General features: G+C 74.3%; 17 protein-coding genes. 7 read left to right on the plus strand and 10 right to left on the minus strand.

Annotated features, from left to right (window positions below; translation table 11 throughout):
* Positions 1-18 precede the first annotated feature (18 nt).
* Both ACQUFX_RS18265 and ACQUFX_RS18270 read right to left on the minus strand, forming a co-directional pair.
* Positions 19-1,020 carry a carbohydrate ABC transporter permease gene (locus ACQUFX_RS18265; protein WP_428961552.1) on the minus strand — a complete coding sequence of 334 codons (1,002 nt, stop codon included), beginning with the start codon at positions 1,018-1,020 and terminating at the stop codon, positions 19-21.
* A 94-nt stretch (positions 1,021-1,114) separates the two neighbouring features.
* A complete protein-coding gene (locus ACQUFX_RS18270) occupies positions 1,115-2,395 on the minus strand; it encodes an ABC transporter substrate-binding protein (protein ID WP_428961553.1) in 1,281 nt (426 codons plus the stop codon).
* Between the two features lie 351 nt (positions 2,396-2,746).
* On the opposite strand from ACQUFX_RS18270, the gene ACQUFX_RS18275 reads away from it, so the two are divergent.
* Positions 2,747-3,766 carry a LacI family DNA-binding transcriptional regulator gene (locus ACQUFX_RS18275; RefSeq protein ID WP_428961554.1) on the plus strand — a complete coding sequence of 340 codons (1,020 nt, stop codon included), beginning with the start codon at positions 2,747-2,749 and terminating at the stop codon, positions 3,764-3,766.
* Positions 3,767-3,779: 13 nt separating this feature from the next.
* On the opposite strand, the gene ACQUFX_RS18280 is transcribed toward ACQUFX_RS18275, so the two are convergent.
* Entirely contained in the window at positions 3,780-6,683 is a 2,904-nt protein-coding gene (locus ACQUFX_RS18280) for a putative bifunctional diguanylate cyclase/phosphodiesterase (RefSeq protein ID WP_428961555.1), read from the minus strand.
* A gap of 202 nt (positions 6,684-6,885) precedes the next feature.
* Between ACQUFX_RS18280 and ACQUFX_RS18285 the strand changes: the two genes are divergently transcribed.
* A complete protein-coding gene (locus ACQUFX_RS18285; protein WP_428961556.1) occupies positions 6,886-7,269 on the plus strand; it encodes a PH domain-containing protein in 384 nt (127 codons plus the stop codon).
* 181 nt (positions 7,270-7,450) lie between these two features.
* Entirely contained in the window at positions 7,451-8,011 is a 561-nt protein-coding gene (locus tag ACQUFX_RS18290; protein WP_428961557.1) for a PepSY domain-containing protein, read from the plus strand.
* An 84-nt stretch (positions 8,012-8,095) separates the two neighbouring features.
* On the opposite strand, the gene ACQUFX_RS18295 is transcribed toward ACQUFX_RS18290, so the two are convergent.
* Positions 8,096-9,022 (minus strand): 2-hydroxyacid dehydrogenase, encoded by a 927-nt coding sequence (locus ACQUFX_RS18295; RefSeq protein ID WP_428961558.1) that lies wholly within the window; start codon positions 9,020-9,022, stop codon positions 8,096-8,098.
* 67 nt (positions 9,023-9,089) lie between these two features.
* Here ACQUFX_RS18295 and ACQUFX_RS18300 point away from each other — a divergent pair, with 67 nt between their 5' ends.
* Together ACQUFX_RS18300 and ACQUFX_RS18305 are read left to right on the plus strand one after the other, a co-directional pair.
* On the plus strand, positions 9,090-10,259 hold the full coding sequence (locus ACQUFX_RS18300; protein WP_428961559.1) for a PQQ-dependent sugar dehydrogenase: 1,170 nt from the start codon (positions 9,090-9,092) through the stop codon (positions 10,257-10,259).
* A 147-nt stretch (positions 10,260-10,406) separates the two neighbouring features.
* Positions 10,407-12,047 carry a metallophosphoesterase gene (locus ACQUFX_RS18305; protein ID WP_428961560.1) on the plus strand — a complete coding sequence of 547 codons (1,641 nt, stop codon included), beginning with the start codon at positions 10,407-10,409 and terminating at the stop codon, positions 12,045-12,047.
* A gap of 88 nt (positions 12,048-12,135) precedes the next feature.
* Here the strand turns inward: ACQUFX_RS18305 and gatB are convergent, their stop codons facing one another.
* On the minus strand, positions 12,136-13,632 hold the full coding sequence (gatB, locus tag ACQUFX_RS18310) for an Asp-tRNA(Asn)/Glu-tRNA(Gln) amidotransferase subunit GatB (RefSeq protein ID WP_428961561.1): 1,497 nt from the start codon (positions 13,630-13,632) through the stop codon (positions 12,136-12,138).
* Between the two features lie 133 nt (positions 13,633-13,765).
* On the opposite strand from gatB, the gene ACQUFX_RS18315 reads away from it, so the two are divergent.
* Entirely contained in the window at positions 13,766-14,413 is a 648-nt protein-coding gene (locus tag ACQUFX_RS18315; protein WP_428961562.1) for a hypothetical protein, read from the plus strand.
* Positions 14,414-14,583: 170 nt separating this feature from the next.
* Here ACQUFX_RS18315 and ACQUFX_RS18320 read toward each other — a convergent pair whose 3' ends face one another.
* The 5 genes from ACQUFX_RS18320 to ligA form a co-directional block, all read right to left on the minus strand.
* The gene (locus ACQUFX_RS18320; protein ID WP_428961563.1) at positions 14,584-15,621 is read right to left on the minus strand and encodes a hypothetical protein; all 1,038 of its coding nucleotides are present in this window, start codon (positions 15,619-15,621) and stop codon (positions 14,584-14,586) included.
* Between the two features lie 263 nt (positions 15,622-15,884).
* Positions 15,885-17,360, minus strand: a complete 1,476-nt coding sequence (gene gatA, locus ACQUFX_RS18325) for an Asp-tRNA(Asn)/Glu-tRNA(Gln) amidotransferase subunit GatA (RefSeq protein WP_428961564.1) — start codon at positions 17,358-17,360, stop codon at positions 15,885-15,887.
* A 67-nt stretch (positions 17,361-17,427) separates the two neighbouring features.
* Positions 17,428-17,733 (minus strand): Asp-tRNA(Asn)/Glu-tRNA(Gln) amidotransferase subunit GatC, encoded by a 306-nt coding sequence (gene gatC / locus ACQUFX_RS18330; RefSeq protein WP_067360211.1) that lies wholly within the window; start codon positions 17,731-17,733, stop codon positions 17,428-17,430.
* Between the two features lie 158 nt (positions 17,734-17,891).
* Complete coding sequence (locus tag ACQUFX_RS18335; RefSeq protein WP_428961565.1) at positions 17,892-20,666, minus strand: EAL domain-containing protein; 2,775 nt, start codon at positions 20,664-20,666, stop codon at positions 17,892-17,894.
* 189 nt (positions 20,667-20,855) lie between these two features.
* The gene (ligA, locus tag ACQUFX_RS18340; protein WP_428961566.1) at positions 20,856-22,991 is read right to left on the minus strand and encodes an NAD-dependent DNA ligase LigA; all 2,136 of its coding nucleotides are present in this window, start codon (positions 22,989-22,991) and stop codon (positions 20,856-20,858) included.
* Positions 22,992-23,179: 188 nt separating this feature from the next.
* Here ligA and ACQUFX_RS18345 point away from each other — a divergent pair, with 188 nt between their 5' ends.
* Positions 23,180-23,845, plus strand: coding sequence for a type II toxin-antitoxin system PemK/MazF family toxin (locus ACQUFX_RS18345; RefSeq protein WP_428961567.1), 666 nt, complete (start codon positions 23,180-23,182; stop codon positions 23,843-23,845).
* The last annotated feature ends 102 nt before the right edge of the window (positions 23,846-23,947 follow it).

A 23,947-nucleotide genomic window follows, 5' to 3' on the forward strand; every position in this document is an offset into this window, starting at 1 on the left:
GTGCCCGGGTCGGGGCGGTCATCGGCGGCCTCCGGAGAATCGGCTGGTCAGCCAGGAGTTGAAGCCGGCCACGACCAGGATGATCAGGAACAGGGCCCAGGACATCGCCGCGGCGTAGCCGAGGTTGAGGTCCTTCCAGCCGACCTTGTAGATGAGCTGCGCGATGCTCTGCCACTCGCCGTTCGGCCCGCCGGTGGCGGCCTGGGAGTTCAGCTCGAAGAGCATCGGCTCGGTGAAGAGCTGGAAACCGCCGATGGTGGAGAGCACCACGGTGAAGATGACCACCGGCTGGATCATCGGCACGGTGATCCGCCAGAGCTGCCGCCACGCCCCGGCCCCGTCCAGCGCGCTGGCCTCGTAGACGTCGCGCGGGATGGACTGCATCGCGGCCAGGTAGAGCAGGGCGTTGTAGCCGATCCACTTCCAGTTGACCATCGTGGCGATGGCGGTCCAGGCGGCGGGCTTGCTGGCCCGCCAGTCGATCGGCGCGGCCGGGTCGCCGATGCCGAGGGTCTGCAACGCCCAGTTGGCCAGCCCGTGGTCGCGGGAGAAGAAGACCCCGAAGACCAGGGTGGAGGCGACCAGCGGGGTCACGTACGGCACCAGGAAGCCTACCCGCCACCAGGTCTGGGCGCGCAGCTTCCGGTTGAGCAGCGAGGCGAGCACGAGCGCCAGGAACAGTTGCGGCACGGTCGACAGCAGGAAGATGCCGAGGGTGTTGTAGAGCGCGTTCCAGAAGTCCGAGTCGGTGAAGAGCCGGGCGAAGTTGTCGAAGCCGGCCCAGCCGGTCAACGTGGGATCGTCCAGCCGGTAGTGCCGCAGCGACACCACCCCGTTGTAGATCAGCGGAAACAGGCCGAAGACCAGGAAGAGCAGGAAGAACGGGGCGACCAGCAGGTACGGCACGTACCGCAGGTCGAAGCGGTGGAGCCGGTCCCGCCAGCTCATCCGGGCGGCGGGGCGGGGGCCGCCGGGTGGCCGACCGGCGCGCCCGGGTGGTGCGGCTCGCGTGGTGGACATGGGGGTTCTCCTCCGGCCGAGGGGTACGGGGGCGGGGGGCTGCGCCGGCGACGGTCGCCGGGGCGGGCGGAGGGCCCCGGCGACCGACGTACCGTCAGGAGGTGGCGGCCTTCTCGGCCGCCTTGACCGCCTCGGCCCAGGCGGCCTCGGCCTTGAGGGTGTTGTTCTGCACCCGGCCGATCACGTTCTCCACGGCGACCCGGGTCGGACCGTTCTTGCGGCCCAGGTACTGCGGGGTGAGGCCCTGCGCCATCTTCGGGAAGATCTGCCCGACCGGCGCGTCGCTGAAGAACGGGTTCGTGAACTCGGTGATCGCCGGGTCGGCGTAGAGCGCCGGCTGGGAGGGCAGGTTGCCGACCTGCTTGAAGACCTCGATCTGCTGCTCCGGCTGGATCAGCCACTCCAGCAGCTTGTACGCCTCGTCGACGTGCTTGCTCTGCTTGGGGATGGTGAGGAAGGACCCGCCCCAGTTGCCGCCCCCACCGGGGATCGCCGCGATGTCCCACTTGCCCTCGGTGGAGGGCGCGGTCTCCTTGATGTGCCCGAGCATCCAGGCGGGGCAGGCGAGCGCGGCGAAGGAGCCGCTGGTGAAGCCCCGGTTCCAGTCGGTCTGGAAGCTGGTCAGGTTCGCCGAGATGCCGGCCTGCAGGGCCTTGACCGTGTAGTCGAAGGCGACCTTGGGACCGCCCTCCATCTGGAGCTGGTCCTGCTCGTTGTAGAAGCCGGCCGGCTGCTGGCCGAGGATCGGGTTGAACAGGTTGGTGCCGGAGTCGATGAACTTCTTGCCGGTCTTGGCGGTGTAGTCCTTGCCGACCTCGAGGAACGCGTCCCAGGTGGGCCAGAGCGCGGAGACCTGGTCCCGCTCGGTGGGCAGCCCGGCGGCGGCGAACAGGTCGGTGCGGTAGCACATTGCCAGGCCGCCGACGTCGGTGCCGAGGGCGATCTGGGTCTTGCCGTCCGCCGACAGCGACTGCTTCCACTTCCAGGGCAGGTACTTGCTCTCGTACGAGGCGGCGCCCTTGTCGAGCAGGTTGACGAAGTTGTCCGACTGGCTGCGGAACTGGACCATGAAGCCCTCGTCGATCGCCGCGATGTCGGCCGCGCCGGAGCCGGCGACCAGCTTCTTCTGCAGGTCCTCGTGCTGGGCGTTGTACTCGCCGGAGTTGAGCACGATGCGCACGTTCGGGTTGGCCGCCTCGTACTTGCTCTTGAGCTGGTCCAGGCCGAAGTCGCCCCAGAAGTTGATCCTCAGGGTGACCTGACCACCGGCGTCGGAGCCGCCACGGGTGCTGCTGCCGCTACAGGCGGCAACCATGGTCAGGCTGACCGCGCCCACCGCGATCGCGCGGGCCCAGCGGGTCCAGGACGGTGTCATGTCTTCCTCCGCGCATGTGGGAACGCTCCCGATATCGAGGAACGTTGACTGAACCGGATAAGTGAGGCCACCGTACGGGCGACCCTCCGGAGTGTCAACGGCTGGTTAACTCTGCGCTCAGTCCGTAACCTGAAACCCCCCATGACAGGGGGCGGACCGGCCCGCTCGGGCATCCCCGGCACCCGCCGCCGGGCTTCGGTCGACGTACGCTTAACCGGGCAAGCGGCTTCCGCCCCCGGGCACCGCACCCGCGGCACCGCCACGGGGCGAGACACCCGGTCGACGGGTGATCATCACGGGGTGGGGTGCAGTAGCGTGGTGGCCGAGCACCGAGAACGGAGGAACACGCCGGTGAAGCGGCCGACCATCGCCGACGTCGCCCGGCGGGCCGGGGTCTCCAAGGGCGCGGTGTCGTACGCGCTCAACGGGCAGCCCGGCGTCTCCGAGGCCACCCGCCGGCGCATCCTGGACATCGCCACGGAGATCGGTTTCAGCCCGAGCAGCGCCGCCCGCGCCCTCTCCGGCGCCACCGCCAACGCCGTCGGCCTGGCCCTGTGCCGCCCGGCCCGGACCCTCGGCATCGAGCCGTTCTTCATGGAGCTGATCAGCGGCGTGGAGGCGGAACTCTCCGCCCGGTCGTACGCGCTCACCCTCCAGGTGGTCGCCGACCCCGACGCCGAGATCGAGGTGTACCGGCGCTGGTGGGCCGAGCGGCGGGTGGACGGCGTCCTCCTCTGCGACCTGCGCACCGAGGACCGCCGGGTGCCCGCCCTGGAGAAGCTGCAACTGCCCGCCGTGGTGATCGGGGGGCCCGAGCACACCGGCAACCTGGCCCACGTCTGGTCCGACGACGCGGCGCCCCTGGTGGAGACGGTGGAGTACCTGGCCGCCCTGGGGCACCGCCGGATCGCCCGGGTCGCCGGGCTGCCCTCCCTCCAGCACACCCGGGTCCGCACCGAGGCCTTCACGCAGGTGTGCCGGCGGACCGGGCTGACCGAGGCGCTGACCGTCTGGTCGGACTACACCGGCGAGGAGGGCGCCCGCGCCACCCGTCGCCTGCTCAGCTCCGCCGGCCGCCCGACGGCGGTGATCTACGACAACGACGTGATGGCGATCGCCGGGCTGTCGGTGGCGCAGGAGATGGGGCTCGCCGTCCCCGCCGACCTGTCCATCGTGGCCTGGGACGACTCGCCGCTGTGCCGGCTGGTGCACCCGCCGCTGACCGCCCTCGGCCGGGACATCCCGGCGTACGGCGCGCACGCCGCGCGGCTCCTGCTCGCGGTGATCGCCGGCCAGCCGGCCACCGGCACCCAGGACGAGACCGCCCACCTGACCCCGCGCGGCAGCACCGCCCCGCCACGCGGCCACTGAACCGGTTCACCGCTCACCGCCCCGGGCCCGGAAAACCCGCCAGGTACGCCTCCACCCGCTCGGCGGTGGCCGGCCGGGCCAGCGCGTAGCCCTGCCCGTACCGGCAGCCGGCCCGGTGCGCGAGCCGCACCTGCTCCGGCGACTCCAGGCACTCGGCGACGATCTCCAGCCCCAGCCGGGTACCGAGCCCCACCAGTACGTCGGTCAGGGGCTGCTCCGGGCCGACTGGATCCGGCCCGATCTTGAGCAGGTCGATCGGCAGCCGGCGCAGGTGGCTCAGCGACGCGTGCGCGGCCCGGAAGTCGTCCAGGGCGGTCCGCACGCCCAGCGCGCGCAGCTCACCGAGGCGGACCGCCAGCACCTCCTCCTCGCCGACGAGCTGCGGCTCGGAGACCTCGACGACCAGCCGGTCGCCCGGCACCCCGTGCGCGGCGAGGGTGGCGGCGGTCCGCCGGACGAAATCGCCCGCCACCAGCTCCCCCGGCGTGACGTTGACCGCCATCCACAGCCCCGGCCCCACCGTCGACCAGTCGGCGAGTTGTCGGCAGGCCCGGCCGAGCGTCCAGCGCCCCAGCTCGCCCACCAGCCCCAGGCTCTCGGCCACCGGGAGCAGTTCGTCGGGGAGCACGGTGCCCAGCACCGGGCTGCGCCAGCGCAGCAGGGCCTCCGTCCCGACCGGGAAACGGTCGGCCAGCCCGAGCACCGGCTGGTAGACCAGGTCCAGCTCACCCCGGGCGACCGCGCCGGGAAGCTGCCGTTCCAGCTCCAGCCGCCGGAGCAGTTGCCGTTCGAGCTGCGCGTCGTACCACTCGATCCGGTCCCGCCCGAGCTGCGCGGCCCGGCGTCGGGCCAGGTCGGCCTGGCGCAGGACGTCGTCGGGCCGGTCCCCGCCGATCTCGGCGAGGCCGATGCTGACCTGGAGCCGAACCAGTGCCCCGGCCGAGGCGGAGTCGGCCGAGGCGGAGTCGACCGAGGCAAAGTCGGCCGAGGCGGAGTCGACCGGTGCGGCCGGAACGGCGTCGGCCCGTTCCACCGGTGCGGCGTCGGCCGGCTCCGCCGGTGCGGGCGACGTGGCGTCGGCCGGCTCCGCGCCGACCCGGTACGGCTCGGTCAGCGCGGCCAGCATCCGGGTGGCCAGCCCGTACGCGGGCACCGGTCCGGCGGGGGTGACCACGGCGAACTCGTCCCCGGTGAGCCGCGCGACGAGGTCCCGTGGCCCGGCGACGGCCCGCAGCCGCCCGGCCGCCGCCACCAGCACCCCGTCCCCGGCGGCCCGGCCCTGTCCGTCGTTGACCGCGCCGAGCCCGTGCAGTTCGACGATGAGCAGCGCCCCGGCGGGCACCGGCGGCGCCACCCGGCCCACGCCGGCCGCCACCGGCACCCCGCGCACCGCCCCGGCGGTCGCCGCGCTCCGCGCCGCACCGGACACCGGTGCCACCACCCACCCCGGCCCGGCGAAAGCCGCCGACGCCCCGCCCAGCCCGGAGGGAGCCGCCGACGCCCGGCCCGGTCCGGCGGGGGCCGGCTGCGGGCGGTCCGGGCCCAGCGCCGCGACGACCCGCAACAGCTCGGCACGGTTCGCCAGGCCGGTGAGCTGGTCGGTGACGGCGAGCTGGCGCACGGTCCGCTCCAGCCGGCGGCACTCCCCGACGTCGCGCACGTGCAGGACCAGGGCCTCCAGGTCGGGCACCGCGCGCTGGTCGCTGACCGTGGACTCGGTCTCCCGCCAGCCGCCCCGGCCGTCGGTCAGCCGGGCCATCAGCAGACCGCCGTCGGTGTCGCCGTCGACCGCGGCGAGCCGGGCGGCCATCCGCGCCACGTCGTCGGGGTGCACCAGGTCGCGGAAGAGCCGACCGACGACGGCAGCGTCGGGGAGGCCGAACAGCCGGGGGCCGGCCGGGGACTGCCAGCTCACCCGCATCTCGTCGTCCAGGAGCAGGATGAGGTCCCGGGCGCCGGCCACCAGGGCCCGCAGGCGGGCGTGCCGGGCCACCCGGCGGGTGGCGTACCGGCGCTGCTCGGCGGCCCGGACCAGTTCCCGGACCACCAGGGGCGGGACCACCCCGAGGCCGAAGACGAGGACGGTCGTCTCGATGTGGTCGACGGCCCGGACGTAGCTGCCGAGGACCAGCAGGACCACCAGCGCCGGCACGATCGACCGGAGCCTCGTCCCGGACGGCGCGGTGGTGGGGATGGGCTCGGCGCAGACCGCCCGGCGCGCTCCGACGGCGGCCACCAGCACCCCGACCACCAGGGGCGGGATCCCGGCCAGCCGGGCCCGGTCGGCCTCGGGCGCGGCGAGCGGTGCCACCGTCAGCAGCAGCCCGAGCAGGGCCAGCGTCGCCCCGCCCCGGCAGGTGGCAGCGGCCGGGCGGTGGTGCCGGCCGGTCAACGCGGTCAGCGCGGTGACGGCGAGCAGGCCCGCGCCGATCGCGGCGGGCACCCGGACGGCCGGGGGCAGGGACTGCGGCAGCAGTACCCAGGCGGAGAGACACAGGCCGACCGCCGACACCGCCGGATCGACGGCCAGCCGGACCCGTTCCCGCAGGGTCGATCGGGAGCGACCGGGCAGCAGCGCCAGCGCGACGGCGACCAGGACGGCGGTGCCGACCAGGCCGGCCGACCCGATGGTCAGTCGGAACGCCGCCGGGAGGTACCCGGGCAGCGCCGTGGTCAGCCCGGCCGTCAACAGGGCGGCGTCCAGCAGGGCGGTGGGACGGGGGGTCGGCGGCCGCCGGGCGAGGCGGAGGGCGGCCGGGGCTGCGGTGGCCACGCCGACGAGCGCCACCGCGGCCGGTGCCGGCACCAGCGCGACCGCTCCGGCGGTGCCGAGCAGGGCCGCCGCGACCAGCACGACGAGGTCGCTCGGCGGGCAGCCGGCCGAGGGGATACGGGAGGTGAGGTACGCGAGGGACACAGGGAGGTCGCCTTCGTGAGGGGGGGCACGGGGCGGGGACGCCGGGATGGTCCGCCGCCCACCCGCGTAACGAATGGGAGCGTTCCTCGGCTACGGCCCCGCCCGCCCCGGAAACCACGAACCGCGCCCCCGGTTGTGCCGGTGGTCACCGCGTTCGCCGCCCGGCTCCGCGCCGCCGTCCGCCAGGTGGGACCATCAGGGGGTGAGTCGCGCCGACACCGTCCAGTTCCGGCACAACCAGTCGATCGTGGCCGCCGCGGTGATCGCCGCCATCGGCGCCCTGCCGTTGGCCTCCGCCCGGTGGTACCTCGCCCCGGTCATCCTGGTGCCGCTCGCCGTGGTCTTCTGGGGCTGGCGGGCCGGCACCCGGGCCGACGCCCGCGAGCTGCGCCTGCGCGGCCTGGTCGGGCAGCGCCGGATCGGCTGGGACCGGGTCGCCGAACTCTTCGCCGACCCGCGCGGCCGGGGTGTCGTCCGGCTCGACGACGGCACCACGCTGCACCTGCCGGCCGTCCGGGGCAGCGACCTGCCGCGCCTGGTCGCGGTCACCGGCCGCACCACCACCCCCGCCGACCCGGACGCCTGAGCACCGCCCCGCCACACCGCAGCCCCGTCCCTGCGGCCGGCCGCCACGCACGGCCCACCCCCGCCCCGCCGTGCCCCGACCCGCCCCGGCCCTCTTAACCCGGCCTTAGCATTCGGACAGCGCGCCCCTATCCGCCCAGGACCGATCCTCGATTGCAGCAACCGAGGAAAGGATGGACCCGATGAAGCGGATCTCGCTCGTACTGGCCGCGATCGGCGGTACCGCCGTGCTGTCGGTCACCGGGGTCGCGCTCGGCAGCGTCGCCGCCGACCGGAACGCGCAGCGCACCACGGACACCGCCCTGGTCGCGACCACCGCCGCCCCCGTCACCGAGGCGCCGGCCACCCCCACCGCCCCGACGACGGACGACACCCCGGTCCCGGGCCTGACCGCCACCACCCGGGCGGCGACCCCGACGGCGACGGAAACCAGCGCCCCGCCGGCCAGCCAGGACACCATCAGCCGGGAGCGGGCCGGCGAGATCGCCCTCGCCGCCGCCGGCGGCGGCCGCATCGTCGACGTCGACCGCGAACGCGAGCACAACCGCCCCGTCTGGAGCATCGAGATCATCAACGGCACCACCGAGTACGAGATCGACGTCGACCGCGAGAACGGCAAGATCCTCGACACCGAGAAGGAGCCGGTCGACGACGATGACGACGACCGGGACGACGACGATGACGACCGGGACGACGACGATGACCGCGACGATGACGACGATGACGACCGGGACGACGACTGAGACACCGGCCCCGGCCGGCCCGGCCCGCACCGACGCCTGACCGGCGAGGCGGGCCGGGTGCCCGGCCGGGAACAGCCGGGTCGGTCAGTAGCCGCCGACGACCTCGTTCACCAGCGGCTCACCGGCGGCGAACCGGCGGAGCTGCTGGCCCACCAGCCGGTACGCCCGGGGCAGCAGGCCGCGTACCGAGCCGGCGACGTGCGGGGTCAGCAGGACGTTCGGCATCGTCCAGAGCGGGTGACCGGCCGGCAGCGGCTCGGGATCGGTGACGTCCAGCGCCGCCGAGATCCGCCCGGTGGACAGCTCCGCGACCAGGGCCGACGTCCGGACGACCGGCCCCCGGGCGGCGTTGACCAGCAACGCCCCGTCGGGCAGCGCGGCGAGGAACGCCTCGTCCACCAGTCCCCGGGTCTGCGGGGTCAGCGGCACCAGCAGCACCACCACGTCGGCCGAGGGCAGCAGGTCGGGCAGCTCGTCGACGCCGGACACCCCCTGGTCGGGGCGGGCGGTCCGGGCGACCAGGGTGACGGTGACCTCGAACGGCGTCAGCCGGGCCTGGACCGCCGACCCGATCGAGCCGGCCCCGACGATGAGCACCCGCTTGCCGGCCAGCTCGTCGGTCGGCGCCACCTCGGCGTACGCCCACTCGCTCCGGGCCTGGGCGCGGGCCAGCACGGGGAAGCCACGTAGCTGCGACAGGATCGCGGTGACCACCCACTCGGCGGTCGACGAGTCGTGCACGCCCCGGGCGTCGCAGAGGGTCACCCCGTCACGGACCCGCCCGACCCAGGCCTCCGCTCCGGCGGTGAGCAGCTGCACCACGGCCACGTCGGGCAGCCGGTCCAGCACCGCCGGGACGTCCCGCCCGCTGAGGAACGGCGGTACCCAGAACCGGACACCGGCCCCGCCCGAGGGCAGCCGGGTCGGGTCCTCGACCACCTCGACGTCGACCCCGTCCGGCAGCTCGCCGAGCAGGGTACGGCCGGTGGGGTGCGGAATCCAGACCTTCACGCTGCCCGACGATAGTGCGCCCGCCGCACCGGGGCGGGGCGGGGTGCGGGCGGCTACGCTGGGCCGGGTGAACGTCCGTCCCTCGTACCCCCGCACCGGCCGGCTCCGCGCGGCGGCCGTGACCTCCTGCGCGGCGCTGCTCCTCGCGGGGTGCAGCTTTGGCGAGCCGGAACCGGACCCGGCGGGGGAACCGCCGACCTTCCCGACCCCGTCGGCCAGCGCGACGCCGGAGGGGGGCGAGCAGCAGGTGGTCACCACCGTGCTGGCCAAGGGGTTGCGGGTGCCGTGGGCGATCGCCTTCCTGCCCGACGGCGCGGCGCTGGTCACCGAGCGGGACAGTGGCCGGATCCTCCAGGTCGGCCCCGAGTCCGGGCCGGACGGGCTGACCGTCTCGGTGGTGCAGACCATCGCCGACGTGGCCCCGGCCGGCGAGGGCGGTCTGCACGGCATCGCCGTCTCCCCCGACTTCGCCCGGGACCGGACGGTCTTCGTCTACTACACCGCCGAGCGGGACAACCGGATCGCCCGGATGGAGCTGGGCTCCCGGCCCACCCCGATCCTCACCGGCATCCCCAAGGCCGGCACGCACAACGGGGGCGGTCTCGGCTTCGGGCCGGACGGGCTGCTCTACGCCAGCACCGGGGACGCCAACGACCGGCCGCTGGCCCAGGACCGCGACAGCCTCGCCGGCAAGATCCTGCGGATCACCCGGGACGGCAAGCCGGCACCCGGCAATCCCGACGCGGACTCCCCGGTCTGGTCGCTGGGGCACCGCAACGTGCAGGGCTTCGGCTGGGACGCCCAGAAGCGGATGTACGCGGTCGAGTTCGGCCAGAACACCTGGGACGAGATCAACCAGGTCACCAAGGGCGGCAACTACGGCTGGCCCCGGGTCGAGGGGCAGGCCGAGGACGACCGGTACACCGATCCGATCGTGCAGTGGCCGACCGAGCAGGCGTCCTGCTCCGGCCTGGCCGTCGCCGACCGGCTGCTCGCCACGGCCTGCCTGCGCGGCGAGCGGGCCTGGCTGGTGGAGCTGACCGACACCGGTACGGTGCTCGGCCAGCCCCGGGAACTGCTGACCGGCCGGTACGGTCGACTGCGGGCGGCGGCCGTGGCCCCGGACGGCTCCCTCTGGGTGACCACCTCGAACCACGACGGTCGGGGTGACCCGGAGCCGGAGGACGACCGGATCCTGCGGCTGGTGTTCGCCGACGGTGGCGCCGGTCGGAGCTGACCGGCGAGCGCCGGGCGGGACGGCCCCGGCGGGGTGGGACGACTCCCGTGGGGCGGAACGGCTCCGGTGGGACGGCCGACGCGGTCGTGACCCACCGGAGACGGCGGGTTTGCCAAGATCTTTCAGGGGGCAGGTCAGAATCTCGTTATGGACGGCCAGGGGAACGACCAGGACAGGACCCGGGACAGCGACGCCCGGGAGACGGCGGGTGCCCGCCGGTGGCTGCCGCGCCTGCGGCGGCCCGGCGCGGGCCGCGCCGGGACCGGTGACCGGGGCGGCCGGCCCGGACCGCTGCGCCGGCTCGGGGTGACCCTGGCGGTGCTGGTGGTCGCCATGGCCGGGGTGGTCATCGGGACACTGGCCGGCGGACACGTCGACACCGACATCGGCCCGTTCCGGGCCCAACTGAACCTCACCCCCGCCTCGGCGGGCGGCACCACGGTCGACATCCCCCCGCTCGGCGCGCTCCTGCTGGACTCGCACAGCGGGCCCGTGCACCTCAACGTCGAGTTGGGCGCGCTGGACCAACGGCGTACCGAGGCGCTGATCGACGACCCGGCGAGCATCGCCCGGGCCAGCCAGTCCGCCGTCGAGGACGTCCGCGACGGGGTGCTGCGGCTGGGCCTGCGGACCGTGGCCGCGGTGGTGCTGGTCACCCTGATCCTGGCCTGGCTGGTGTTCCGGGACAGCCGCCGGACGGCCTGGTCGGGCACGCTCGCCCTGCTGGTCGCGGCGGGCAGCCTGGGCACCGCCGCGCTGACCGTACGCCCGCAGGCGATCGAGGAGCCCCGGTACGAGGGGTTGCTGGTCAACGCCCCGGCGATCGTCGGTGACGCCCGCAAGATCGCCAACGACTACACCAAGTACGCCGAGCAGCTCAAGCGGCTCGTCGGCAACGTCAGCCAGCTCTACACCACGGTCTCCGCGCTGCCGGTGTACGAGCCGGAGCCGGGCACCACCCGGGTGCTGCACGTCTCCGACATGCACCTCAACCCGACCGGCTGGCAGCTCATCCGGACCGTGGTCGAACAGTTCAGCGTCGACGTGGTGATCGACACCGGGGACATCACCGACTGGGGCAGCGAGCCGGAGGCCAACTACGTCGGCTCGATCGCCCTGCTCCAGAAGCCGTACGTGTACATCCGGGGCAACCACGACTCCGGCCGTACGGCGGCGGCGGTGGCCCGGCAGCCCAACGCCATCGTGCTGGACAACTCGACCACGACGGTGGCCGGGCTGACCATCGCCGGCATCGGCGACCCCCGGTTCACCCCCGACAAGAGCACCGCACCGGCCGCCGGTGGCCTCAACGCGCCCACCGCGAACCAGTTGATCGACAACGGCGAGACGATCGCCGAGACGGTCCGCAAATCCCCCCGGCCGGTGGACATCGCCCTGGTGCACGACCCGGCGGCGGCCGGCCCGCTCTCCGGCACCTGCCCGCTGGTGCTGGCCGGGCACACCCACGACCGCCAGGTGTCCACCCTGCCCGAGGTGCCCGGCCAGCAGGCCACCGAGCTGATGGTGCAGGGCTCCACCGGCGGCGCGGGCCTGCGCGGCCTGGAGGGCGAGCGGCCCACCCCGCTCAGCATGACCGTGCTCTACTTCGACAGCGAACGGCGTCTGCAGGCGTACGACGACATCACCGTCGGCGGCACCGGCCAGGCGCAGGTCAACCTGGAGCGACGGGTGGTCGAGGGGCCCGACCCGGCCCCCTCCCCGCCGGTCACCCCCACCCCCACCCGGGGCCCGGCCCCCGCCACCCCGACGCCGAGCCCGACCGGCTGAACCGGGTACCCACCACGGCTGAGCGCCGACGACGGCGGCCCCGGTCCGCAGGGACCGGGGCCGCCGTGTGGGTGCCGCTAGGCCGGGCTCAGCTCGCGCCCAGCCGGGACAGGATCAGCTCGCGGACGGTCTTGGCGTCGGCCTGTCCACGGGTGGTCTTCATGACCGCGCCGACCAGCGCGCCGGCCGCCGCGACCTTGCCGCTGCGGATCTTGTCGGCGATGTCCGGGTTGGCGGCGATCGCCTCGTCCACGGCGGCGGTCAGCGCGCCGGTGTCCGAGACGACCTCCAGGCCCCGGTTGGTCATGATCTCGGTCGGTGAGCCCTCGCCGGCCACCACGCCCTCCAGCACGGTGCGGGCCAGCTTGTCGTTGAGCTTGCCGGCGTCCACCAGGCCCTGGAGCTCGGCGACCTGGGCCGGGGTGGCCCCGACGTCGGCCAGCTCGACGCCGGTCTCGTTGGCCCGGCGGGACAGCTCGCCCAGCCACCACTTGCGGGCCGCCGCCGGGGTGGTCCCGGCGGCGATGGTGGCCTCGATCAGCTCGACCGCGCCGGCGTTGAGCACCGACTGCATGTCCAGGTCCGACAGGCCCCACTCCTGCTGGAGCCGGCGACGGTGCAGCCGGGGCAGCTCGGGCAGGGCGGCCCTCAGCTCGGCCACCCAGGCCGGGTCCGGGGCGACCGGGACCAGGTCCGGCTCCGGGAAGTACCGGTAGTCGGTGGCGGTCTCCTTGGAGCGGCCCGGCGTGGTGTCGCCGGTCTCCTCGTGGAAGTGCCGGGTCTCCTGGGTGATCCGGCCGCCCGCGTCGAGCACCGACGCCTGACGCAGCATCTCCGAGCGGACCGCCCGCTCCACCGACCGCAGCGAGTTGACGTTCTTGGTCTCGGTCCGGGTGCCCCACTCCGCGCCGGGCAGGTTGAGCGAGGTGTTGACGTCGCAGCGCAGCGACCCCTCCTCCATCCGGACGTCGGAGACGCCGAGGGACCGGAGCACGTCCCGCAGCTCGGTGACGTACGCCCGCGCCACCTCCGGGGCGAGCGCGCCGGTGCCGGGGATCGGCTTGGTGACGATCTCGACCAGGGGGATGCCGGCCCGGTTGTAGTCGACCAGCGACTCGGTCGCACCGTGGATCCGGCCGGTGGCCCCACCCACGTGCAGCGTCTTGCCGGTGTCCTCCTCCAGGTGCACCCGCTCGATGCCGATCCGCACCGTCTCGCCGTTCACCTCGACGTCCAGGTAACCGTCGACGCAGAGCGGCTCGTCGTACTGGCTGATCTGGAAGTTCTTCGGCATGTCCGGGTAGAAGTAGTTCTTCCGGGCGAACCGGCACCACGAGGCGATCGAGCAGTTCAGCGCGAGACCGATCCGGACGGTCGCCTCGATCGCCGCCTTGTTCGCCACCGGCAGCGAGCCGGGCAGCCCCAGGCAGACCGGGCAGACCCGGGTGTTCGGCTCACCGCCGAAGTCGGTCGGGCAGCCGCAGAACATCTTCGTGTTCGTGCCCAGCTCGACGTGGGTCTCCAGGCCGATCACCGGTTCGAAGCGCGCGACGACCTCGTCGTACGCGGGCAGTGTCGTGGTCATTGAGACGCTCCAGGCGCGATCCGGACAGAACCGTTCCAGCCTAATGGGGTTGCCGGCCCGTCCCGCCGCCGGGTTTCACCGCCACCACGCTCGGGTCGTGTGGCGGCCACCCCGGCGGGGTACGCATCGACGCATGACGACGGGGAGCGGGCTGGACGACGACGAACGCCGACGGACCGCCGAACGGACGCGGCAACGGCACACCTGGCTGGTCGTCCTGCTCGTGGCTCTCGTCCTGGTGGGCGCGGTACCCGTGCTGGTCGGCGCGTACGTCGGGGAGTTCGGTCGGCAGCCGGCGCGGGTCGCGACCGTGCTCCTGGTCGCCCTGGTGCCGGCGATGATCGGCGCGGCGGTGCTCGTCGCCCTGCGCCGCGGCCGGTGGCGGGACCTGAGCCGCACGACGGGGGCGGACCGGGCCACCGGTCGACGGGTGCTCCAGGCGCTGCGCGAGGGCGGCAGCGACGACCCCCGGATCGACGCGCTCGCCCGCGACGAAGCCGCCCGACAGGTCCGTACCCGATGGCTCACCTGGGTTTTCCCGGTCGTCGCCGTGAACGGCGCGAACATGCTCGTCACCGGGACGACGACCGTGGTCCGGGTCCTCGGCGGACTGAACGTCGCCACCATGCTCGTGCTGACCTTGGCCAGCCACCGCACCGTGCGGCGGGCGCGACGCTACCTCGCCAGCCCGGTCCGGCACCCGGTCGCGCCGGGCCGACGAGACGGCATGACCGGAGCACCAGGCGGGTACGCATCGACGCGTGACGACGACGGGGAATGATCGGCCGGAGGCCGCGCCGAGCGGTGGCCGGCGGCGCCGGCCGTACGCGGTGTTGGCGACGGCCGTCGCGGTCTGCGTGGTGATCTCGATGGTGACCACGTCGTTGGCCCCCGACGGCGGCCCGGCGGGGTTGCTGACGATCGTCCTGCTGTCGGCGATCCCACCGGCGCTCAGCGGGTCGACCCGGACTGGCGGAGCAGCCTGGCGGGCACCAGGCGCAGGATCGTCCGGTCGCCGTCGGCCCGGCCGTACTTCTCGCCGAAGTGGCGGGCGACCGTCGCGCGGTCCCCGTCGGCGGGCTCGACCAACGTGAACGCCTGTGGCGTCGACTGGTGCGTACGCCGCGACAACCTCACCCGGGCCGTGAGCGGCAGACCCGGCCGGACCTTGCCGCAGTCGACGTAGTGTTCGCCGTCGGCCACCACGTACGGCGCCTGGATCTCGGCCACGTCGGCGTCCTGGAACCGGAGCACCACCGTGATCGTCCAGTACTGCGCCAGCGGCACGGTCGCCTGGTCGTGCTTCCACAGCTCCTCGAACCGGGCGTGCACGAACGCGCCCCACGGGCTGTCCATGTCCACCTCGAGCTGGGACACGTTGAACGAGAGCTTCCCGACCGGGAAGAACGAGATCAGTCCCCGGTCGTCCCACTGGTAGAGCTGGATCGACGGCGACGCGTCGTAGATGCGCACCTGGAAGCGGTGGCGTTCCTCCACGGGCAGCTTGGCGTGGAAGGCGGACAGGTGCCGCAGGTTGGTCCGGATCTGGGCGGGAACGTTCACCCCCTGCTGTTCCAGCTCCTCGGAGCGCTGGTGCGCCGCCCTGCAGTCCGGGTCGAGCAGGAGCACCTGCACCACGGCCCCACCCCGCAGGGCCGCCGTCACCGCGTCCAGGGTCGCCTGCCGGTGCCGGTCCTCCAGCAGGATCGTCCAGGTGTCGAGGATCCGGATGTGCCGCCGGCTGCGGCGCAGGTGGGACACGAAGGCCTGCTGGTCGAAGCTCAGGTGCTCCTGCACCCGGGCCCGGCGGGCCTCCTCGAAGAGCGGATCGAAGATCAGGTACGAGATCGCCGCGAGCACCACGCTGGAGCCGACGTTGAGCAGCAGGTCGCTGAGGAAGCCGGTGGTCCGCCAGGCGGTCAGCAGGATGACGGTGGCCACACCGAGCAGACACCCGGCGATCACGAACGCCCGCCGCTGCCGTGGCACGCGCCCCGCTCGCCGCAATCCCGGCCCCCTTCCGGCCTGCCGCCGGCGACGACTTCCGACGTCCGCCAGGATACGCACCCACCGTGTCGGAGGCTGTCCTGTTGGTGACGGAACCGGCAACGCCGCCGTCACCGTCGACCACGATCGACACGGTGGCGGCGGCGCGGCCGGTGGTCAGCGGCAGGGGCGGGATGCCCGACTCGACGTCGCGGACCGACCGGGAACGGTCGGCCCCGGACCGGTCGGCATCCCGCCCTACCGCACTACAGCACCGGCGGGGTGAGGGTGCCGACCGCCGACTCCAGGGCGGCGGCGACCCGGTACATCCGGTCGTCGGCCATGGTCGGCGCCATGACCTGGAGACCGACCGGCAGCCCCTCGGAGAGGCCGCACGGCACCGAGATGCCCGGCCCGCCGTACAGGTTGGTCGGGATGGTGTACAGGTCGGCCAGGTACATCTGGTACGGGTCCGAGGTCCGCGCGCCGAGCGGGAACGCCACGAACGGGGTGGTCGGCGAGATCAGCGCGTCGACCCGCTCGAAGGCGGCGGTGAAGTCGCGGGTGATCAGGGTACGGACCTTCTGGGCCTGGCCGTAGTAGGCGTCGTAGTAGCCCGAGGAGAGCGCGTACGTGCCGATCATGATGCGGCGCTTGACCTCGGGGCCGAAGCCGGCCTCCCGGGTGAGCTGCATGACCTCCTCCAGCGACCGGTTGCCGTCGTCACCGACCCGCAGGCCGAACCGGACGCCGTCGAAGCGGGCCAGGTTGGAGGAGCACTCGCTCGGGGCGATCAGGTAGTACGCCGGCAGGGCGTACCGGAAGTGCGGGCAGGAGACCTCGACGATCTCGGCGCCCAGCTTGGCGAGGGTGTCGACCGACTCGCGGAACGCGGCCAGCACGCCCGGCTCGGCCCCCTCCCCGGAGAACTCGGTGACCACGCCGAGCTTCACCCCGGTCAGGTCACCGGTCGCGCCGAGCCGCGCCGCCGCCACCACGTCCGGCACCGGGGCCGGGATGGAGGTGGAGTCGCGCGGGTCGTGCCCGCCGATCGCCTGGTGCAGCAGCGCGGCGTCCAGCACGGTCCGCGCACACGGGCCGGGGGTGTCCAGCGACGAGGAGAACGCCACCAGGCCGTACCGGGAGGTGCCGCCGTAGGTGGGCTTCGCGCCGACGGTGCCGGTGACCGCGCCGGGCTGCCGGATCGAGCCACCGGTGTCGGAGCCGATCGCCAGCGGCGCCTCGTACGCGGCCAGCGCCGCCGCGCTGCCCCCGCCGGAGCCGCCCGGGATGCGGTCCAGGTCCCACGGGTTGTGCGTCGCCCCGTACGCCGAGTACTCGGTGGACGACCCCATCGCGAACTCGTCCATGTTGGTCTTGCCGAGCATCACCGTGCCGGCGTCCCGCAGCCGCTGCACGATCGTCGAGTCGTACGGCGGACGCCAGCCCTCCAGGATCTTCGAGCCGACGGTGGTCGGCACGCCCTTGGTGGTCAGCACGTCCTTGACCGCGACCGGCACCCCGGCCAGCGGGCCCAGCTCCTCGCCGGCGGCCCGGCGCTCGTCGACCGCCCGCGCGGCGGCCAGCGCCCCGTCGGTGTCGACGTGCAGGAAGGCGCGTACCCGGTCGTCCACCGCCGCGATCCGGTCCAGGTGGGCCTGGGTGACCTCGACGGCGGAGGTCTCGCCGCCGGCGACGAGACCGGCGATCTCGACCGCGGTCAGCCTGGTCAGGTCACTCATGCCGTCGCCTCGCTTCGCTCACCGGCGCCACGGGCCGCCGGTACACCGGGAAGGGTGGTCCGCTCGCTCATGACGCCACGTCCTCGTCCAGGATCCGAGGCACCCGGAACCGCTGCTCCTCGGCGTCGGGAGCGCCCGACAGCGCCTCGGCCGGGGTCAGGCCGGGCACCACGACGTCGTCCCGCAGGACGTTCGTCAACGGCACGGAGTGCGAGGTCGGCGGGATGTCCGCCGCGGCGACCTCGCCGACCTGCGCGACCGCCTGGAGGATCACGTCGAGCTGGCCGGCGAAGGTGTCCAACTCCTCCTCCGTGACGGCGAGCCGCGACAGTCGCGCCAGGTGCGCGACCTCCTCGCGGGAGATGGCGGCCATCGGTGCCCCCTTCGTGGCTGTCCTGTTGCGTCCGCTGGTCGGCCGCGCGGCCGGTGGGGATGACGCGCGGTGACCGCAGCGAGTCTATTGTCCTGCCCGCACGCCGTGCCGCCGGCTCCCCCTCCGGGCGTCCGCGCCGCCCCACGGCCGCCGGTCCCTCAGCGGGCCGCCCCGCCGGGCGTCCCCGGGTCGCCACCGCCGCTCGGCCGCAACGGCCGGTACCGGGTCAACCAGGTGGCGAGTTCGTCGGCGGGCATCGGGCGGGCGTGGAACCACCCCTGGGCCACCTCGCACCCGGCGGCGTGCAGCAGCCGCCAGGTCCGCTCGTCCTCGACCCCCTCCGCGACCACCCGCAGCCCGAGCGCGCCGGCGAGGTCGATCATCGAGCGGACGATCGCCGCGTCGTCCCCGCCGTCGGCCATCCCGAGCACGAAGGAGCGGTCCACCTTCACCTCGGACAGCGGCAGCCGCCGCAGGTGCTGCAACGAGGAGTACCCGGTGCCGAAGTCGTCCAGCGAGATCCCCACCCCGGTCCGGTGCAGCCGGGTGATGGTGTCCAGCACCCGCCGGGGGTCGGCCATCAGCGCCCCCTCGGTGATCTCCACCTGGAGCCGGTCGGGCCGGATGCCGTACCGGGCCAGCCGGTCGGCCACCTGGTCGGCGACCTCGCCGCTGTGCAGGTCCCGCACGCTGACGTTGAGCGCGGCCCGTAGCTCGACACCGGCGGCGGACCACGTGGCGAGCTGCGTCAGCACGTCGTCGACCACCCGCCGGGTGAGCAGCCGCATCACCGCGGTCTGCTCGGCGACCCGGATCAGCTCCTCCGGGTTGACCATGCCCCGCCGGGGGTGCCGCCAGCGCAGCAGCGCCTCCACCCCGACCACCTCGCCGGTGGCGATGGCGATCTGCGGCTGGTAGTACATGGTGATCTCGCCCGCGTCGACCGTCCGGCCGGGCTCCCCGCCCCGGCGGGCGCCCACCGTCGGGCGGCTGCCGCCCCGGCCGGACCGGCGCGGCACCGGGCTGCGGACACCGTCGCGGTGCGCGGCGTTCTGCTCGTACCGACCGGGTGCCACGCCGGCCCGGCGGCGGATCGGGTCCGCGTTGGTGATGATCCGGGTGATCAACTCGTCGGCGGGCGCGCTCTCCGGCTGCCGCCGCAGCCGCCGGCCCCACCAGCGCCAACTCCCGGCGGCGCCGGCCATCCGCCCGGCCCCCACCGTCGACCGGCCCGCCACCGGCCCGCTGTCCCCACCTGCCCCGGCACCACCGTCCACTCCCGGCCCGGCGGGATCGCCCACTCCCGGCCCGGCGGCACCGCCCGCTGCCGGTCCGGCAGCCGTGGCCGGCGGGTCGGCGGGGGGCGAGCCGGTGGCCCGGGACGAGGACTCGCCCCCCGCCGAGCCGGTGGTCGGCCGGACCGACGCCGGGGCGGCAGCCACCGGGTCGGCGGCGGGTGCGGCACCGGCCGGCCGGGACGAACCCGGGGCGGCGGGCGGCCCGCCGCTCGCGGTGCCGGCGGCCAGGTCGAGCCCGCGCACACCGGCGGCGTCGGCGGCCAGGGCCGCCCCGTCGCCGCCCCGCGCGCCGCCCGGCTGGTCGCCGGCCGGCGGCTCGGCGGGGACCGGGCCGACCTCCAGGACGCGCCGCAGGTCGGCGAGGAGGCTCAGCCGCTCCGCCGAGTTGTGGTCGGACTCGGGGGTGTAGACGGCGACCGTGTCGCTGCGGTCCTTGGCGTCGTACATCGCGACGTCGGCGTGCCGCATCAGGGTGGCGAAGTCCTCGCCGTGCTCGGGATAGACGGCGATGCCGATGGAGCCCCCGACGTCCAGCGGCAGCCCGTCCAACGACACCGGCTCGGCGAGCGTGCCGACCAGCCCCTCGGCCAGTTCCCGCGCCTCGTCGACCCCGGTCAGGCCGGGCGCCACGATGGCGAACTCGTCCCCGCCGAGCCGGGCCACCAGCTCACCCGGCGCCACCGCGCCGGCCAGCCGGGCGCTCACCTCGACCAGCAGCCGGTCCCCCACCCCGTGCCCGAGGGCGTCGTTGACGTTCTTGAACCGGTCCAGGTCGATCAGGAGCAGGCCGAGGTGCGCGTCGGGTGCCCCGCGCGCCGCGCGTTCGGCGTGCAGGTGCACCTGCTCGGCCACCTCGGCCCGCAAGGCCTTGCGGTTGGGCAGCCCGGTGAGCGGGTCGAGCGCGCCGAGGTGCGCCCGCTCGGCGGAGAGCCGCGCCATCCGGTACACCGCGAAGAGCGGGAGCAGCACCAGCGGGACCAGCGCCGCGCTGGCCCAGGCCGCGGCGGCGAGAACCGGCGCGAGCAGCAGGTGCGACCCGGTGGTGAGCAGTTCGAAGCCGAGCCCCTGGCGGTACCCGGGCCACCAACGGTCGCCGAAGCGGAGCCGGACCGCCGTACCGACCAGGCCGTAGTTGACCACGAACCAGGCGCCCGCCGCGCCGGCCACCACCAGGACGTCGACCCAGCCGGGGCGGGCACCGTCGAAGAGGCCGCCCGGCCCGAGCCGGAGCACCCCGTACGCGGCGGCGAGGGCGCAGCCGTACTGGGCGGCGTTGAAGGTGGTGCGCCACGCCACGTGCCCCATCCGCCAGCCGGCGACCACCACCGCCAGCACCTGCACCGCCACCGCCGGGCCCAGCCCCCAGCCGAGGAGGATCGCGAAGGTGAAGCAGGTCGACGGGAAGACCGGCGAGGCCGGCCGGCGGCCCGGCGACTCGAACGGGCGCACGTCGCAGAGCACCGCCAGAGCGGCCATCACCCAGAACGCCGCCGGTAACCCGGGCAGCAGGTCCGGCAGGGCGACCAGCGCACCGGCACCGACCAGCAGGGCCGCGCCGATCGTGGCGGCCACGAAGCCGAAGAACGGCGTACCCCGGCCGGGAGGCACAGAGTTTCGCGGGTCGACGGCCTCCATCGCACCTCCCGGGCGTGTGTGGATGACGGGACCCTGCACGCCCGCCGCTCCAATGAAACGCCCTCAGTGCCGTATTTGCCGGTAGGACAGCCACGAATCGGTTGTAGTCGTAATTAAGTTGGTATTCTTCGCCCTGCCCCTACCGTGGTGGATAGGCCGTTAGCGGGCGAAGATTCACATTGGTGGTGATCATCCCTCGGTCCGGGCCACCTCACGGGCCGCGTCCGGGCCACTGTCGAGCAGCACCCGGAAGCCCTCCTCGTCGAGGATCGGCACCTTCAGCGTGGCGGCCTTCTCCGCCTTGCTGCCCGGGTTGTCACCCACCACCACGAAGCCGGTCTTCTTCGACACCGAGCCGCTCACCTTGCCGCCCCGGCTCTGTACCGCCTCGGCCGCCTGGTCCCGGGAGAACGTGGCCAGGGTGCCGGTGACCACCACGGTCAGCCCCTCCAGCGGGCGCGGCCCCTCGTCGACCGCCTCCTCGGCCATCCGTACCCCGGCCTCGGCCCACTTGCGGACCACCTCGCGGTGCCAGTCCACGGCGAACCACTCGCGGATGCTGACCGCGATCGTCGGGCCGACCCCGTCGACGGAGGAGAGCTCCTCCTCGCTCGCCGCCGCGATCGCCTCGATCGAGCGGAAGTGCCGGGCCAGGGCCTGCGCGGCGGTCGGGCCGACGTGCCGGATGGAGAGCGCCACCAGCACCCGCCACAGCGGACGCTGACGCGCCTCGGCCAGGTTGTCGAGCAGCTTGACCGCGTTGGTGCCCAGGGTGCCGTCCTTGTTGACGAAGAAGTCGGCGCGGGCGAGTTGCTCGGCGTCGAGCTGGAACAGGTCCCCCTCGTCGGTGACGATCTGCGCGTCGAGCAGGGCCGCCGCCCCCTTGTACCCGAGCACCTCGATGTCGAAGCCGCCCCGGCCGGCGAGGTGGAAGATCCGCTCCCGGAGCTGGGCCGGGCAGGACCGGCTGTTCGGGCAGCGGATGTCGACGTCGGCCTCCTTCGCGGGGGCCAGGGGGGTGCCGCAGGCCGGGCAGGTGGTCGGCATGACGAACGGGCGGGCGTCGGCGGGACGCAGCTCGACCACCGGGCCGAGCACCTCGGGGATCACGTCCCCGGCCTTGCGCAGCACGACGGTGTCCCCGATCAGCACGCCCTTGCGCTCGACCTCCCGCGCGTTGTGCAGGGTCGCCAGCGCCACGGTCGAGCCGGCCACCCGGACCGGCTCCAGCACGGCGAACGGGGTGACCCGACCGGTCCGGCCGACGTTGACGTCGATGTCGATCAGCGTGGTGTTGACCTCCTCCGGCGGGTACTTGAAGGCGATCGCCCACCGGGGCGCCCGGCTGGTCGAGCCGAGCCGGCCCTGGATGGCGACCGGGTCCACCTTGACCACCACGCCGTCGATCTCGTGCTCGACGTCGTGCCGGTGCTCGGCGTAGTAGGCGATGAACTCGGCCACCCCGGCCAGGTCGGGGACCACCCGCCAGCGGTCGCTGGTCGGCAGCCCCCACGCCGCCAGCGCCGCGTACGACTCGGACTGGGTGGCCGGGCGGAAACCGCTGCGGGCGCCGATGCCGTGCACCACCAGCCGCAGCGGCCGGGACGCGGTGATCCGGGGATCCTTCTGGCGCAGGCTGCCGGCGGCGGCGTTGCGCGGGTTGGCGAACGGCGCCTTGCCCTGCTCCACCAGCGAGGCGTTGAGGTCGGCGAAGCCGGCGACCGGGAAGTAGATCTCGCCCCGCACCTCGATCAACTCGGGCACCTCGGGGAACGCCTCGGACGGGGTCAGCCGGGCCGGCACCTCCCGGATGCTGCGGACGTTGGCCGTGACGTCCTCGCCGGTGCGCCCGTCCCCCCGCGTCGCGGCCCGGACCAGCCGGCCCTTCTCGTAGGTCAGGTTGATCGCCAGGCCGTCGACCTTCAGCTCGCACAGGTACGGCACCGGGCCACCGGCGTCCCGCTCGACCCGCTCGGCCCAGGCCGTCAGCTCCTCGTCGGCGAAGGCGTTGTCCAGCGACATCATCCGCTCGGCGTGGTCGACCGGGGTGAAGTCGGTGGAGAAGGTGCCGCCGACCCGCTGGGTCGGCGAGTCCGGGGTGCGCAGCGCCGGGTACTCCTCCTCCAGCGCCTCCAACTCGCGCAACTGCCGGTCGAACTCCGCGTCGGAGACGGTCGGCGCGTCCAGCACGTAGTAGCGGTACTGGTGCTCGGTCAGCTCCTGGCTCAGCGTGGCGTGCCGCTCCCGCGCCTCGGGCGTGGGCTCGGCACCGGCCGCCGCCTCCTGCGCCGCGCTCACCTGCTGAGGGATGGCTTCCTCCGACACGCTGCCGCCTTCCGACACCCTGTCGCCTCTCGACACCTGGCCGCCTTCGGACACCCCTGGACCTCCCGTGACTCCGCTACCCCCGCACCGTATCGGGAGGGTGGGACAATAGTCCGCCCACCTGCCCGGACACCGGTGCGCACCCGGCGCGGCCCGACCGGGACTTTCGGCGAGAGACGGAGGTACGGATGCCCGAGTGGTCACCGTGGGCGGCGCTGATCCTGCTCGCCGTCGCGGCCGGCTGGGCCTGGGACACCTGGCGGCACCGCCCGGCCCGACCGTCCCGGCCCGGCCGGGCCCGCCCCACCGGCTCCCGCACCCCCCGTTCCCGCCCCGGCTCCCGGGCGGGCAGCTCCCGTCCGCCCGGCTCCCGCACGGACGACTCCCCGGCGGACAGGTCCGGGACCGCCAGCTCCCGGGCGGACCGGAGCGGCGCGTCGACCCGGTCGCGCCCGGCCGGCGGCCGACGGTCGGGCAGCCCGAGCGCCCCACGCCCCCGCGACACCGACCGGCCCCCGACGGGTACGCCCCGGGCCGGGGAGATCTGGTGGGCGGACGTCCCGTTCGCCGACGGGACCGGCTCGAAGGTACGGCCCTGCCTGGTGCTCGGGGTGGACCGCCGGCACGCCGACGTACTCAAGATCACGAGTCGGGACCGGAGCGACCGGGACGACCACGTCCCGATCCCGACCCGGGACTGGGACCCCGACGCCGAACACGACAGCTACCTCGACCTCGGTGAGTCCATCCGGGTCACCCTCGACGCCTTCGACACCCGCGCCGGCACCTGCGACCCACCTCTCTGGCGCAGGATCCGCACCCTCCCCCACCTACACCCCCACCCCACCCCCTGACCCCCTCCACCCCCGGCCCCCCGCCCCACGCCCTCCACGCCCCGCCCCACGCGATCGTGGAGTTGCCGCCCAGGCACAGCGGACAAAGGCCCCGACACCGGG

The organism is Micromonospora fluostatini, from assembly GCF_050410825.1.
GTDB lineage: Bacteria > Actinomycetota > Actinomycetes > Mycobacteriales > Micromonosporaceae > Micromonospora > Micromonospora rosaria.